The following is a 14,899-nucleotide window of genomic DNA, read 5'->3' on the forward strand; positions in this document are numbered from 1 at the left end:
GAAAATCTAAACGCTTTTTTGGTAAATGGTATTTTTCTGGTCTCCTTCTTTAGTGATTAAGCCTTTTAAAATTCCGTTTTTTAAATCTCTACTTGCTGTAGCCGTAGACAATTCCGTAAAAAACTTTAAGTAATCTTTCCTAGAAAAAACAGTGATAGGTTGTTCTAAAAACAATTCCAATCGTTCGGTTTCATTTAATTTTCGGTTACTATTTAGTAGTAATTCAGTCAATGAGACTTCAATAATTTGAAGCATATAGACAATAAACGCAGTTGATTTTCCTTCTTTGTCAGAGGTTGACAACGCTTTGTAATAAGCCTCCTGGTTTTTAGCAATAAGTGATTCAAAAGGCAAGAATTCAAATATCGGATATTCATTCATTAAGATAATGGTTTGCCATAATCTCCCCATTCTACCATTTCCGTCCATAAAAGGATGAATAAATTCCATCTCATAATGAAAAACACAACTTTTAATGAGCGTCAATTCTGAAGTGTCTTTTAAATAATGAAACAAATCTTGCATCAAAAAAGGTAAATTCTCGTAGGGAGGAGCAATATGTTCTACTTGAGTTCCTTTTACAATACCAACACCTTTTGTTCGATATTTTCCTGGATTTTCGACCAATCCTTTCATCAACATTTGATGAGCCTTTAGAAAATCTTTATTGGAATGATACTTAAAAGAACGGATTTTTTTATAGACCTCTAAAGCGTTTAACACCTCTACAATATCTTTTTCGGGACCTATCACTCTCTTGTTTTCAAGAATTGCAGTAATCTGTGACTCAGACAAGGTATTCCCTTCAATACTAAGAGAAGAATGAATCGTTTTTATTTGATTTTGCTTTCTTAATGTTGGACTTTGTTTCACTAGATATTTGGCATTAACCTCTCCTATTTTAGTTGAAATAGAAGCAATTAATCGCAAAATATCAGGAGTAATATCGTAGGGTGGTTTCATTATGATAGTATCATTTGATAGTATCAAAAGTACTATTTTTATGATTTCATTATCAATTTTTAAATCAAAAAAAATTAATTTGTAAACATTTACAAACATAAAATTAGATTGAATAGTATGCTCTCACACGCTCAACGATTCAAAAGTCAAGCCTTTTCCTTATCTTAGCCTTTCCAATTTTAGCACAAAAACAATGGCCATAGCAAAACCCTTCAACCTCAACCAATGGATTCAAGATAACCGAGCGTTATTAAAACCACCCGTTGGCAACAAGAATCTTTATGTTGATTCTGGCGACTATATCGTGATGATTGTGGCGGGTCCGAATGCCCGAAAAGATTACCACTACAACGAAACGGAAGAGCTGTTTTACCAACTCGAAGGCAGCATAAAAGTGATCATTCAAGAAGAAGGGCAGCGCAAAGAAATGGAACTGCACGCAGGAGATATGTATTTGCATCCCGCTAAAATTCCGCACTCGCCTGTACGTTCCGAAGGTTCTATTGGACTAGTCATTGAACGCAAAAGAGCAGGATTGGGTTTTACCGATGGTTTGCTTTGGCATTGTGAGTCTTGTAATCATAAACTGCACGAAGTCTATTTTGAACTCCACAACATTGAAAAAGATTTTCTGCCTCATTTTCAACATTTCTATAGTTCTGAGACGTTGCGTACTTGCCAAAATTGTGGCACCGTGATGGATACCGACCCAAGATTTATGGGGAAGAAATAAGCATTGAACTAAATTTTTTAAAACATATAAGTCATAGGAGTTTGTTCTTTGTGAGCTTTGCAATTTTTAACCGCAAGGTTCGCAAAGAAAAAACGCAAGGCACGCAAGGTTTTGCACTTTTTGGTTAAATTGAAAAGAATTATATAGAATTACACAGACCGACAAAAATTAAAAAAAAAGAAACTTTGCGTCCATTGCGTAAACCCTTGCGAACTTGGCGTTTAAGCTTTTAACCCAGATTCAAGCGAAACTTAAATGACCTTTAATACCTTATATGATTGAAAAAAATCGAAACAGACACAAAAACTTAAATGTCTTATATGTTTTGAATAATACTCTACAACTCCATACGTACCCCTTGTTCAGGAAAAACAAAAGTCAATCCCAAATCGTTTGGAGCCGCTAATTGTTGCTTTATTTTTTGGATTGAAGCTGCAGGAGGTTTCAAATGGGTAATGATGATTTTGCATTTTTGCAAGGCTTCTTTCCCAGTGAGTGCTGCTAAAACCTGCATTTCTTTCATCAAATGTTTTGGTGTTAAATGTCCGAATAGGAATGCATCGGGTTGTTCGTTAGGAAACGAAACTTCTATAAAAATGCCTTTCAACTCTTGTTTTTGAATCAAGGGCGCGATGGCCTTCCAAAGGTCGGCTAGGTTTGTGGTTTTTTCTACGGAGTCGGGTCCTGTGTCGCCTAAATACAAGACCGCATTGTTGTCTTTTTTGATTAAAAAAGCTGTGCTTTCGTAAGGATTTACGTGACTCAACGGAAATGCTTGTACCGTCATTGAGGTATTCGAAATGGGTATGGTTTTCCCAAAAGAAAGCGTTTCGAAATGGTATTTTTTTAAGGGTTTCCCCAAACCTTCATCGCCAAAATTCGCCCAAGTCTGGTCGTTGAAATAATGGTTTTGCATCATTTTCATAGCAGGAGCTATGGCGTAAACGGTTTTGGTCGAATCGGCGGGTGAATTGATAATCAAACCCGACACGTGGTCCAAATGCGCGTGTGAAATACAATAGCCTTTGATGTATTGGCGCAAAACTGTACTTGAAGGTACAGAGAAAGTACCTTTTTCAATTGCTTTTTCAATGCCTGAATGAACGGTTCCTGCATCTAAACAAACGTATTCCTTTGTCCCGAAAGGAGCCACTAAATAGGCCGACAAATTTCGTTCATCGATTCCGCCATAAACTCCCAAAGGCACCACTTCAAAAACGGGTTTCGCTTTTTGTCCAAAAGAAACTATCGTGGACACTAAAAACAACAGCACCCATCCAAAAACCTTTCTCATCTTTTCTGCATTGAAAATTAAAGGTTAAAAGTACGGCTTCTGCTGAAAATGACTGTTTTTTCTATATGAAATCTATCTTAATTTTGGGATTTAGGTTACTTTTACGGCTTCTCAAAAGGACTTCAATCAACAGAAAGTCTTGATTTTTTGGTGTTTACTAATTTTAACTAGAAACACTTCTTTGAAATTTGCATCTAAATATTATCTTTACGAAAAAATATAACAATTTTAACTAAAAAAGTTACAATGACAACAATAGCAACTCAATTCGGAATGAACGAAGCCCTAGCGCAACTAGGAATTAAAGCAGTAAATGAAGGAACTTCTACTGGAACGCAGCATTTTGCGAGCGGTTCATTATTAGAAAGTTATTCTCCTGTAGACGGACAATTAATTGCATCGGTAACGACAAGTTCTGCTGCGGATTATGAAAAAGTGATGCAAACTGCTACGGTTGCTTTCAAAACGTTTCGATTGATGCCAGCCCCACAACGTGGAGAAATTGTACGTCAGTTTGGAGAAAAATTACGCAAAAACAAAGAAGCTTTAGGAAAACTGGTTTCTTATGAAATGGGGAAATCGTTGCAAGAAGGCTATGGTGAAGTTCAGGAAATGATTGACATTTGTGACTTTGCAGTAGGATTGTCTCGACAGTTACACGGATTGACAATGCACTCCGAGCGTCCGGGACACAGGATGTATGAGCAATACCATTCGCTTGGGGTAGTCGGTATTATTTCTGCTTTCAACTTTCCGGTAGCGGTTTGGGCTTGGAATACGGCTTTGGCTTGGATTTGTGGCGATGTTTGCGTTTGGAAACCTTCTGAGAAAACACCTCTTTGCGGAGTAGCTTGTCAAAATATTATTGCCGAAGTGTTAAAAGAAAACAACCTTCCAGAAGGAATTTCTTGTTTGATTAACGGCGATTACACTATTGGTGAATTGTTAACCAAAGACGCTCGTGTTCCCTTAATTTCGGCTACAGGTTCTACTAGAATGGGGAAAATTGTAGCACAAACAGTTGCAGGTCGTTTAGGAAAATCACTTTTAGAATTGGGCGGAAACAATGCGATAATTGTGACTCCTGATGCTGATATCAAAATGACGGTAATTGGTGCTGTTTTTGGCGCTGTTGGAACCGCAGGACAACGTTGCACTTCAACACGCAGATTGATTATCCACGAAAGTATGTATGACAAAGTAAAAGACGCTATTGTGGCTGCATATGGACAATTGCGAATTGGAAATCCATTGGATGAAAAAAACCACGTGGGACCACTTATTGACACACAAGCCGTTGCAATGTATAACCAAGCGTTGACTAAAGTAGTAGCCGAAGGCGGTAAAATTCTAGTTGAAGGTGGCGTACTTTCGGGTGAAGGATATGAGAGCGGTTGTTATGTAAAACCAGCTATTGCTGAGGCTCAAAACAATTTCGAAATTGTACAACACGAAACGTTTGCCCCTGTATTGTATTTGATGAAATACAGTGGCGATGTTGAAAATGCGATTGAAATACAAAATGGTGTAGCTCAAGGTTTGTCTTCTGCTATTATGACGAATAATTTACGTGAAGCAGAACGTTTCTTATCTGTAGCAGGATCGGATTGTGGCATTGCCAATGTGAATATTGGTACTTCTGGAGCGGAAATTGGAGGTGCTTTTGGTGGAGAAAAAGAAACTGGTGGCGGAAGAGAGTCAGGATCTGACGCTTGGAAAGTGTATATGCGTCGCCAAACGAATACCATCAATTACACGACCAATTTACCTTTGGCACAAGGGATTAAATTTGATTTGTAATATCGATTTATATAAATGAAAACCCTTTCAGTATGAAAACTGAAAGGGTTTTTTATGGCTAATTGTTTCCAAAAAAAAGACTAATGTAACTCCTTAGCCCCGATGGGAGGGAAAATCCTTTTTATCCCTTTTTCGGGATAAAAAGATTGGAAGGACAGCGGGACTTTGCTCCAAAAAAAGCCTAATGACTACTGCTCCTAAAAAACTTTAATTTCTTCCTTTTTCGTCGAAATATAACTGATGTAAGGGTTCGCTTTGCCAGTATTCTTTGGTATCGATATCCATAATTGTGAGTGGCCCTTTGAAGGCGGCACCTGTGTCTACATTCCAAACATTGGCCATTTGAACGGGTATCGTTTGCTCTAATCGAGTGACTGGAGTGTGGCCAATATAAATTTCGTTATAAAGCGTTAGGCGTTTGGGGTACGACAAATGGTCTTTTGGCAATGCTTTATCCAAGGCTACAGCCGTTTCCCAAAGGGTTCTATCCCAATAAAATAAGCGAGGAAAATATTCGTAATGAATTCCATTAAGATTGGTAAAACCCGCGTGAATAAACAATCGATTGTGATCATCTAGGTAATAATTTTCTAAAGAGTGTAAGAATTCGATATGTTGTTGAATGGTAGCATCGTCCACTTTTTCATAAGCCAATACGGTTGCTTCTCCACCGTGTTTGTACCACAAGGGATTGTCTTTTCCGCTATCGAGGTAATCTAAAAAAAGTTCATCGTGATTCCCTTTAATACAGATTATGTTATGTGTTTTTTTCATTTCGATGAGCAAATCGATAACTTGTGGAGATTGGCTCCAGCCGTCGACATAATCGCCCAAAAAAATCAATTGATCGGAGGGCGTAACTTTTGCTCGCTCCAACACTTGATGCAAGGCACGCAAACCGCCGTGTATATCTCCAATAACTAATGTTCTCATATAGTGTGGTATTCTAAAATAGAAATGCAAAAATAGGGGAAAAAAACGCTTGAATTATTTTAAATTATTTGCTTGCGACACTATTAACCTCGATCCAATACCCATCTGGATCCTGAAAATAAACTTGCTGAATACCATCAGCACGGGTGGTGATTTTGTTGGGTTCTCCTGGCCAATCGGAGTATGGAATGTGTTCTTTTTGCAATTGTTTTATCAAAGCCTCAAAATGTGGCGTTGTTAAAGCCAAATGCACCGCCTTGTTGATTGTCACAGGCGAAGTAATCGTTGAAACCAAATGCAACTCTTTGCCATCGCCTAAAGAAAACCAACGAATGCCTTCTTTTTGAGTGCGATTGGTAATCTCGGGCAAGTACAAGATTTTGGAATAAAAAGTCGCGGCTGTATTGACATCTTTTACCGAAATAGCCAAATGATTCAAGGTTAATCCTAATGTTGTTTTTTCTTGAGAGTACAAGCAAATTACCCAAAGAAACAATATGCACGTAATTGCTTTTTTCATAATTTTTATGGTTTTATTTCATAAATATAGTGTTTAATCGTCATTTACAAAAAACCTTGATGGTCAAGACCTTCAAATAGGAATCACTATTTGGCTAAATTGGTAATTAGCAAAAAATAAATAAATTTGTACTAGTAATTTAAAAAAATTCATTTAATGAAAAAGCTAGTACTTATTTTAGCAATTGTTTGCATTGGTTTTGGTGGAGTTTATAGCTCTTGTTCTTCAGATGCCGAAAGAATTGTAGATTGTCTAACGGAACAAATCAACTTAAAGCTTTCGCATTCATTAGATACTCAAAATCAAAAGAAAAGCTTGTACACGGTCCGATACACTGGGTCACTTTCATTGAATAACACCATTCAATGGGATTTTGGTGACGGTCAAAAAGCAACGTTAAGTGGCACCACGGCAGAACATATTTTTACCGCAGCAGGCAAATACACTGTAAAAGCAAAAGTAACCCTGAATAAAGGAAATTCTTCTTGTACGACTACTTTAGAAACTACGGTTACTATTCCGTAGATTTTGAAGTTACACTCGCAAACTACCTCTAAACCCTCTGGCTGCATAATAAGATGATGCGCCATTGTGGTATACAAAAACCGTTTTGTAACGGTAATCGCCAAATAAAGCACCTCCTAAAGCGCGAATTGGAGAGGGCGTCAACAACCAACTAGAAGTTTTCGTGTCGAATGGTCCAAATTGTTGCAAATAGCGGTATTCGGATTCGTTTAGTAGCGTAATTCCCATAGCTTCAGCCGCTGCTACCGCAAAATTTTCAGGTTTGAATTCTTTTCTTTCGTCTAAAGCTTTGGCATCATAACACCAACTGCGACGCCCTTTGGGGCTCTCAGCCGAACAATCATAAAAAAGATATTCATTAGTAACCTCATCATAGCCCACCACATCTGGTTCACCACCAGTTTCTTCCATAGCTTGGAGCGAATGCAACTTCAACGGTTGTTGCTGTAGTTTTGTTACTACGTTCTCCCACAGTATGCCCTGATGCCGATGGCTATTTTGCTCAAAACGTTTTTGTAGCAATTGCAACAATTGCTTTTGTTCTTCGGAAGTAAGGGGCTGTAGAGGGAGCATAGGTTTTGAATTAGAAAATTATAATCGAAATTCCTTTTCGAAATCGAATATAAAAAGAAGAAAACAGAAATTATCTAACTTTTCGTTTTTCTGAATCTTGTCGATTATCCCAAAAAGCTACAATTTCAATAGTATTCTCTCGTATCTCATAAAAAATCAAGTACTTTTTTACAGGAATAACACGAGTAAATTTGTTAGAAGTTAGTCTTCCAATAAAAGGTGTTTTGGATAACGTTTCTAATAAATCTTCTACTTCCGACAGAAATTTCATACTATAATTTGCATTTCCATTTCTGTAGTAATAAAATTCAAGTATCGTTTTGAACTGAATTTCGGATAAAGTTGACCAAACTATTTCTTTTGGAACCATTCTCTCAATTCTGAAATTACTTGGTCGTTTTTACGAAATTTACCTTCTTGTAGTTCTGCTCTCGAAATTTCAATTGAAGCCTCTTGTTCGTTTGTTAACTGATAGAGTTCTTGCTCTGAGGAATCAAAAATGGTCTGTAAAGCACTTAAAAAATTTACATCCTTTGACTCTTTTATCCTTGAAATCAAATTTTTCTTTAATTGTGAAGTACTATCCATTACGCCAATTTTTTAATTATCAAAAATAAACAATTTATTTCTAATTAACAGAAAGTTACAAAACCTTTAAAAGTACAATAGTTATAGTACTTCAAACAGAATCAATAATTTTAAAGTAAATGATTTTCTTCTTAATAACTACTTCTCCCCTCCCAACAATTCCATCAACTCCAAACATCTACGGGTAGTTTTGGCATTATCGAAAGTCAGCAACAAACGCAGGCCTGCTGGGGTTTGCTTTTCTTTCATTTTGCATAGATTAGGATGCTTTTGTACAAAATCCAAAACTTTATTGAAACGATTCGATTGGTAAAAATCCGATTGTTGGTCGGAAACAAAATACCCAATCATTTTGCCTTGTTTGAGCACTAGTTTTTCGATACCTACGCGGGTTGCAATCCACTTAATGCGAATACTGTTCATCAAGGCATTGGCTCTTGCTGGCAAAGGTCCAAATCTGTCTATCAACTTGTTGATGAAAACGGTCAGTTCTTCTTCGTTTTTGACCTCTCCTAATTCGTTGTACAACAGCAATCGCTCCGAAACGGTATTGATGTATTCATCTGGGAATAACAACTCAAAATCGGTGTCGAGTTGCAGGTCTTTTACGTATTGTTTGGTTTCGATGTTGTTCTCTTCTGGATATAGGTCTTTGAATTCATTCTCCTTGAGTTCCTCAATAGCTTCGTTCATAATTTTTTGATAGGTATCAAAGCCAATTTCATTGATGAAACCACTTTGTTCGCCTCCCAACAAATCGCCTGCGCCACGAATCTCTAAATCCTTCATCGCAATATTGAAACCACTTCCCAATTCACTAAATTGTTCCAAGGCTTGGATGCGTTTTCGAGCCTCCTCGGTCATCGCAGAATACGGCGGACAAATGAAATAACAAAACGCTTTTTTGTTGCTTCGTCCCACACGTCCTCGCATTTGGTGCAAATCCGACAGTCCAAAATTATTCGCATTATTAATGAAAATGGTATTGGCATTAGGCACATCCAATCCGCTTTCGATGATGGTGGTCGCTACCAAAACATCGAATTCGCCGTTCATAAAGGCCAACATCAATTCTTCGAGTTTTTTACCATCCATTTGCCCGTGACCAATACCTACTCGTGCGTTGGGCACCAAACGCTGAATCATACCCGCGATTTCCTTAATATTTTCAATGCGGTTATTGATGAAATACACTTGACCATTGCGCTGAATTTCATACGAAATCGCATCTCGAATGGTTTCTTCATTAAAACCTACCACGTGGGTTTCTATCGGATAACGATTGGGCGGTGGCGTAGTAATTACCGATAAATCTCTGGCCGCCATCAACGAAAACTGCAAGGTTCTTGGAATAGGCGTTGCTGTCAAAGTTAAAGTATCTACATTGGCAGCAATGGTTTTCAGTTTGTCTTTTACATTTACGCCAAACTTTTGCTCCTCGTCTACAATCAACAAACCTAAATCTTTGAAGACCACATTTTTGTTGACCAATTGGTGCGTACCAATAAGAATATCTAATTTTCCTTCAGCGAGTTGCTTTAGGGTTTCTGCTTTTTGCTTGGCGGTTCTAAAACGGTTCAAATAACCTACAGTCACAGGCATATCTTTCAAACGCTCGCTAAACGTTCGGAAATGTTGGTAGGCCAAAATCGTGGTGGGTACCAAAACCGCCACTTGTTTGCTATTGTCCACTGCTTTGAAAGCGGCACGAATCGCCACTTCGGTTTTACCAAAACCTACATCCCCACAGACCAATCGGTCCATTGGGCGTTCGCTTTCCATATCGGCTTTGACATCCTGAGTCGATTTTACTTGGTCAGGGGTGTCTTCGTAGATAAACGAACTTTCCAACTCGTTTTGCAAATAACTATCGGGTGCAAATTGAAAGCCTTTTTCCAAGCGACGTTTGGCGTACAACTGAATCAAATTGAACGCAATATGTTTGACTCTCGCTTTGGTTTTTTGTTTTAAAACTTTCCAAGCATTCGAGCCTAATTTGTAAATTTTGGGAGGTGTTCCGTCTTTGCCGTTGTATTTGGAGATTTTGTGTAGCGAATGAATGCTCACATACACAATGTCATTATCGGCATACACCAACTTAATCGCTTCTTGGTTTTTGCCTTCGACCTGTATTTTTTGCAAGCCTCCGAATTTCCCAATTCCGTGGTCAATATGCGTCACGTAATCGCCAACCGAAAGTGAGGTCAGTTCTTTGAGCGTTAAATTTTGCTTTTTCGAATAGCCGTTTTTGATGCTGAATTTGTGATAGCGCTCAAAAATCTGGTGGTCGGTGTAACAGGCTATTTGGTTTTCTTCATCGATAAAGCCTTGATACATTGGCAACACGATAGTATGGTATTGCTTTCGAATGTTTTCGGCATTGGCTTCATCTAATGACTCAAAAATATCGTGAAAGCGTTTGACTTGTCCGTCATTGGAACAAAATAAATAATTTTTGTAACCGTTGAAATGGTTTTCGTTCAGGTTATTCAATAACAAATCGAATTGTTTGTTGAATGACGGTTGTGGCTGAAAATGAAAAGGAAACGTTTTTGTGGTTTTGAAAACCGCTTTACTCCCCCATTCTACGACCGAAAAATCCAAAGCACGTTTGATGAAACTGGCTTGGTTCAAGAATAACTGCTCTGGTGTGGAGCGTTTGATTTCTTGGGATAATTTTGCGAAAGCTTCTTCGGCCTTGCCAAATTGTTTGTCTAAATCAGCTAACAACAACTCGGTATTTTGAATAAAAATCACCGTTTGTGGCGAAATATAATCTAGAAAAGATTCCCGATTTTCTTGAAAAAAGGAGTTTTCTACATTGGGAATAATCGTGATTTTTTTCTTAGTCTCAATCGACAATTGGGTGGCGACATCAAAGGTTCGGATACTTTCGACTTCGTTGCCAAAAAACTCGATGCGGTACGGATTATCATTCGAAAACGAAAAGACGTCTACAATTCCTCCGCGCACGGAAAATTCTCCGGGTTCGGTAATAAAATCGACTCTTTTGAACTCGTATTCAAACAACACCTCGTTGATAAAATCGATAGAAATCTTATCATTAACGGCGACTTTCAAAGTGTTCTTGTCCAATTCCTTTCGGGTAACCACTTTTTCAAAAAGCGCTTCGGGATAAGTGACAATTACAGCTGGTTTTTTACGCGAATTGATGCGGTTCAACACCTCAGCGCGCAACAGTACATTGGCGTTGTCGGTTTCTTCTATTTGATACGGTCTTCGGAAAGAGGCGGGATAAAACAACACATCTTTTTCGCCCACCAATTGCTCCATATCGTTCAAGTAATACGCTGCTTCCTCTTTGTTATTGAACACCAACAAAAAAGGCAATTCGGTTTGGGTAAATAACGAACGCGTCACAAATGAGAATCCTGAACCTAACAAACCTGTCAAATGCCATTTGCTGGCGGGTTGCACCGTCAAACTCGAACTTATTTGAATACACTTGGGTGATTTCTCGTAGGTACTGTATAAAATTGGCTTACTCAACGCGTGGGGTATTTTGTGAAGGTGGCATACTAGATGGAATCGCTCTTGCAGTATCTCTTATCATTTGTAACATTTCAGACTCTCCCGCTTCAACAGGTATCTTACTTTTTACATCAATCTTGTCCATTTCGCGTTGCAAAGCAATCAATTCCAAGTTAATTTCAGCAACTTGTTTGACTACTTTTTTATGTGGAATTTGAGTCAAATGCAAGTACATATCCAACAAACTTACATTGGTTATCAAAATCGAAATCCTGCTTTTGATGGCGGGATTGTTGTATTGTCCTGGAATATTATCTTTTAATTCCAACGCTTTTTTGGTCAATACTTTGGATTTCTTTTGAAAAGCACTAATTGAACTTTTTGGTTTCTGTGACAATTCATCCATAAACGTACGCCATTGTGGCCAAAAAGACATACTATTTTCAGCAACTGCATTTATTGGCGCAGACTGAAAAACCCAGCCTTTGTTGATATTGGTAAAAATGATTTCGTTTTTTTGGGCTTCCTTTTTTTGGGCTTCCATTCGGAGTTTGTTGTCATCGTTGCAAGAAGACAAAAAAAGTACGACTACAAAAAGGAACCAGAATTGGTGTTTCATCTGAAGAATATATTAAAAGCACAAAGTTACAAAGTAAATTTAAGTTATTGGTTTCCGGATTTTCTCTTTTCTGAATCTATCCTCGAATTTATGAATGTTGTATTCTTTTGTGTTGTTTCTATTTTTTTAAAGATTAATCTGAGTTCAATTACATTTTTTTATTAAATTTATTGTCATTTTTGCGAAATCGATATTTTTAAGATAAATTCCTATCTTTGTTCTTTTAAAACGGCAACTTATGAATCCAAAAATATTAATCATTGGCGCGTGTGGTCAAATCGGAACCGAACTGACCCAAAAATTGAGAAAAATTTACGGTACCGAGAACGTCATCGCTTCCGATATTCGAAAACTGAATGTAGATGTGGTCAACTCGGGTCCTTTTGAAGTCATCAATGCGCTCGATTTTAACCAAATCGAACATTTAGTCGAAGTGCACCAAATCACCGATGTCTATTTGATGGCCGCTTTGCTCTCGGCTACTGCCGAAAAAAACCCAGCCTTTGCTTGGGATTTGAATATGAATTCCTTGTTTCACGTCCTGAATTTGGCCAAAGCCGGAAAAATCAAAAAAATATTTTGGCCTTCAAGTATTGCGGTTTTCGGACCTACTACTCCCAAAGAAAACACGCCTCAATACACCATAATGGAGCCTTCGACCGTGTATGGCATTAGCAAACAATCAGGCGAAAGATGGTGCGAATACTACCATAATATTTTTGGCGTAGACGTGCGCAGTATCCGTTATCCGGGCTTGATTAGCTGGTCTTCACCTCCGGGCGGCGGTACTACGGATTATGCGGTAGACATTTACCACAAAGCCCTCGAAAACCAATCGTACGAATGTTTCTTGTCGGCCGAAACCAAAATGCCTATGATGTATATGGACGACGCTATTGCGGCTACCATCCAAATTATGCAGGCGCCAGCGGAGCAAATCAAAATTCGTTCGTCGTATAACTTGGCCGCTATGAGTTTTACACCCACCGAAATCGCTGCCGAAATCCAAAAGCACATTCCTGATTTCACCATCAGCTATGCACCCGATTTCCGTCAAAAAATTGCCGACAGTTGGCCTGCCATCATCGACGACAGCCGAGCGCGCGAAGATTGGGGTTGGAACCACCATTTTGCCCTCGACAATATGACGGTAGATATGCTCGAACATTTGAAATAAAACGGCAACTGGCTGATGTTTTCGAACATATAAGTCATTGAAGTTTTTCTTATAATAGTAAGCAGAAAGTAGCGCATAGAAGTTGTATTCGTGGCTGCATTTTTAAAACCATATAAGGCACATAAGGACATTTAAGTTATTCCTTTTTTTAACTTAAATCTTTATGTGCCTTAGTTTTTTTGAACAATTCATTAGGAGCACACAAACAGATTGTACCACACATCCCCTCCCGTGATACACTATATCTTTGCTGCCGAACCCCGTCAGCAAAGGATGCCGCTCCACCCGGGGCTAGTAGAGGCGAATTGTTTTCAAAATTTCCAAAAAAAAGCAACTTATCTTAAATTATTTGCTCTTGTTTTTTGAACTATTTTGTTCTGCAGATTGTTTTTGATTAATATCATTTTTCAGCATTATTTTACTAATTACAAAACTTCTTAAAAAACGAAAAAAACCGATTGTCTTTTTTACTGTTTTAATTACGGTAAAAAGACCTTCAAGAACGTCGTTAGCATCTTCAAAACTTTCTAAAAATAGTTGTATTTTATCAATCATAATCGATGAATTTTTTGTTACACTTATTAAACGAAAAATTCATAAAGTGTACCTTTTAAGAAAGTTTGGTATTCAATAGAAATGAGCCATTTTTTCTAAATAAAAAACCCTTTCAGAGTTTTGAACTCTGAAAGGGTTTTATTTTAAAATGTTTTCTTCCCACTCCCCACTTTTGGCAGCCGTGTTAGTTTTCCTTTAAACCGTTACTTCCAGCTTGTATCCTTTGCCGCGTACCACTACGATGTTGCTCTTTGGGTCAAGTTCTAGTTTTTTTCTGAGTTTTGAGATGAACATATCCAGACTACGGCCCACGATGACACCTTCGTCTTCCCAAATTTCTTTTTGCAAGCGGCTTCGCTCAATAGTTTCGTTGGGAGCTGAAGCAAAAATGCGCAACAAACGTGTTTCGGTTGCGGTGAGGACTTCGGTTGTTTCGTTGATTTTCAGTTGTCGTTGCTGTGCATCAAAAACCACCGAACCAAAAGTGAAAAGCTTGGCATCCTCCGTTTTAGCTACTGTATTTTTCGGCTTAGCTGGCTTAAAAAAGACAAAACCAAGCAGGGCAAAAAAGGACAAACCTCCCAAAATGTAAGCATAGTTTGTTGCGATGCCATTGGGTTTAAAGGTAATAATGATGGTATAACAAGCCACCGGTTGTTTTCTTCCTAAACAGGCTACAATATCATCTTTTTTATTTTTGGAAATGGCGTATCCATAAGCGACAGTCGAGTTGGCGCAGTTAAGCACGCTAACCACATAATCGTTGGCGAGCGGGTCTTTGGCTAACCAACGCTGCGTCGTTTTCACCAGAGCATCGGGTTGAAAGCTAAACGCACTCTCAAAAGTAATTTGATACTCGTTTTCTGCTATCTTTTTTATGGGAAGCACTCTTGAAGTACTGTCGCCAGACTGCAGGAGTATATCGTGTCCGATGCGGCGCAATAACACTTCTCGTTTAGAACTAGCATAGTTGTCATTATCCCCAAAGCTAAACCCAACGCAGATTACCACAATGAATAAGATGCCCATCCATACGAAAAGGTAGTTGCGTTGTCTGGAAAGGAGATATTGTGTAAATTGCATAGTGTCAAGTTTATATTTACAAAGTTTACATTTTTATTTACAAT

Annotated in this window: 15 protein-coding genes; 4 read left to right on the plus strand and 11 right to left on the minus strand. The window is 38.2% G+C overall.

Features of this window, described 5'->3' with window-relative positions:
• Positions 1-6: 6 nt before the first annotated feature.
• The gene (locus FLAVO9AF_RS11445; protein ID WP_159688665.1) at positions 7-963 is read right to left on the minus strand and encodes a Fic family protein; all 957 of its coding nucleotides are present in this window, start codon (positions 961-963) and stop codon (positions 7-9) included.
• A 193-nt stretch (positions 964-1,156) separates the two neighbouring features.
• Between FLAVO9AF_RS11445 and FLAVO9AF_RS11450 the strand changes: the two genes are divergently transcribed.
• On the plus strand, positions 1,157-1,696 hold the full coding sequence (locus FLAVO9AF_RS11450; protein WP_159688668.1) for a 3-hydroxyanthranilate 3,4-dioxygenase: 540 nt from the start codon (positions 1,157-1,159) through the stop codon (positions 1,694-1,696).
• A 337-nt stretch (positions 1,697-2,033) separates the two neighbouring features.
• Here the strand turns inward: FLAVO9AF_RS11450 and FLAVO9AF_RS11455 are convergent, their stop codons facing one another.
• The gene (locus FLAVO9AF_RS11455; protein WP_159688671.1) at positions 2,034-2,990 is read right to left on the minus strand and encodes an MBL fold metallo-hydrolase; all 957 of its coding nucleotides are present in this window, start codon (positions 2,988-2,990) and stop codon (positions 2,034-2,036) included.
• Positions 2,991-3,236: 246 nt separating this feature from the next.
• Between FLAVO9AF_RS11455 and FLAVO9AF_RS11460 the strand changes: the two genes are divergently transcribed.
• Entirely contained in the window at positions 3,237-4,790 is a 1,554-nt protein-coding gene (locus FLAVO9AF_RS11460) for an aldehyde dehydrogenase family protein (RefSeq protein WP_159688674.1), read from the plus strand.
• Positions 4,791-4,997: 207 nt separating this feature from the next.
• Here the strand turns inward: FLAVO9AF_RS11460 and FLAVO9AF_RS11465 are convergent, their stop codons facing one another.
• Complete coding sequence (locus tag FLAVO9AF_RS11465; protein ID WP_159688677.1) at positions 4,998-5,723, minus strand: metallophosphoesterase family protein; 726 nt, start codon at positions 5,721-5,723, stop codon at positions 4,998-5,000.
• Positions 5,724-5,787: 64 nt separating this feature from the next.
• Entirely contained in the window at positions 5,788-6,243 is a 456-nt protein-coding gene (locus FLAVO9AF_RS11470) for a VOC family protein (protein WP_159688680.1), read from the minus strand.
• Between the two features lie 156 nt (positions 6,244-6,399).
• Between FLAVO9AF_RS11470 and FLAVO9AF_RS11475 the strand changes: the two genes are divergently transcribed.
• Complete coding sequence (locus FLAVO9AF_RS11475) at positions 6,400-6,768, plus strand: PKD domain-containing protein (protein ID WP_159688683.1); 369 nt, start codon at positions 6,400-6,402, stop codon at positions 6,766-6,768.
• Positions 6,769-6,777: 9 nt separating this feature from the next.
• Here FLAVO9AF_RS11475 and FLAVO9AF_RS11480 read toward each other — a convergent pair whose 3' ends face one another.
• The 5 genes from FLAVO9AF_RS11480 to FLAVO9AF_RS11500 form a co-directional block, all read right to left on the minus strand.
• On the minus strand, positions 6,778-7,341 hold the full coding sequence (locus tag FLAVO9AF_RS11480; protein ID WP_159688686.1) for a DUF4256 domain-containing protein: 564 nt from the start codon (positions 7,339-7,341) through the stop codon (positions 6,778-6,780).
• A gap of 70 nt (positions 7,342-7,411) precedes the next feature.
• A complete protein-coding gene (locus FLAVO9AF_RS11485) occupies positions 7,412-7,711 on the minus strand; it encodes a type II toxin-antitoxin system RelE/ParE family toxin (RefSeq protein ID WP_159688689.1) in 300 nt (99 codons plus the stop codon).
• Complete coding sequence (locus tag FLAVO9AF_RS11490) at positions 7,693-7,929, minus strand: hypothetical protein (protein WP_159688692.1); 237 nt, start codon at positions 7,927-7,929, stop codon at positions 7,693-7,695. The genes FLAVO9AF_RS11485 and FLAVO9AF_RS11490 overlap by 19 nt, the downstream gene beginning before the upstream one ends.
• Before the next feature lie 138 nt (positions 7,930-8,067).
• Positions 8,068-11,439: a transcription-repair coupling factor gene (gene mfd / locus FLAVO9AF_RS11495; protein ID WP_159688695.1), complete on the minus strand. Its 3,372-nt coding sequence runs from the start codon at positions 11,437-11,439 to the stop codon at positions 8,068-8,070.
• A complete protein-coding gene (locus FLAVO9AF_RS11500; protein ID WP_159688698.1) occupies positions 11,432-12,040 on the minus strand; it encodes a hypothetical protein in 609 nt (202 codons plus the stop codon). The genes mfd and FLAVO9AF_RS11500 overlap by 8 nt, the downstream gene beginning before the upstream one ends.
• A gap of 238 nt (positions 12,041-12,278) precedes the next feature.
• Between FLAVO9AF_RS11500 and FLAVO9AF_RS11505 the strand changes: the two genes are divergently transcribed.
• Complete coding sequence (locus tag FLAVO9AF_RS11505) at positions 12,279-13,217, plus strand: L-threonine 3-dehydrogenase (RefSeq protein ID WP_159688701.1); 939 nt, start codon at positions 12,279-12,281, stop codon at positions 13,215-13,217.
• 345 nt (positions 13,218-13,562) lie between these two features.
• Here FLAVO9AF_RS11505 and FLAVO9AF_RS11510 read toward each other — a convergent pair whose 3' ends face one another.
• Together FLAVO9AF_RS11510 and FLAVO9AF_RS11515 are read right to left on the minus strand one after the other, a co-directional pair.
• Complete coding sequence (locus FLAVO9AF_RS11510; RefSeq protein ID WP_159688706.1) at positions 13,563-13,772, minus strand: hypothetical protein; 210 nt, start codon at positions 13,770-13,772, stop codon at positions 13,563-13,565.
• Positions 13,773-13,967: 195 nt separating this feature from the next.
• Complete coding sequence (locus FLAVO9AF_RS11515; RefSeq protein WP_159688709.1) at positions 13,968-14,855, minus strand: winged helix-turn-helix domain-containing protein; 888 nt, start codon at positions 14,853-14,855, stop codon at positions 13,968-13,970.
• Positions 14,856-14,899: the final 44 nt, after the last annotated feature.

The sequence above is a fragment of the Flavobacterium sp. 9R genome (assembly GCF_902506345.1).
Classification (GTDB): Bacteria; Bacteroidota; Bacteroidia; order Flavobacteriales; family Flavobacteriaceae; genus Flavobacterium.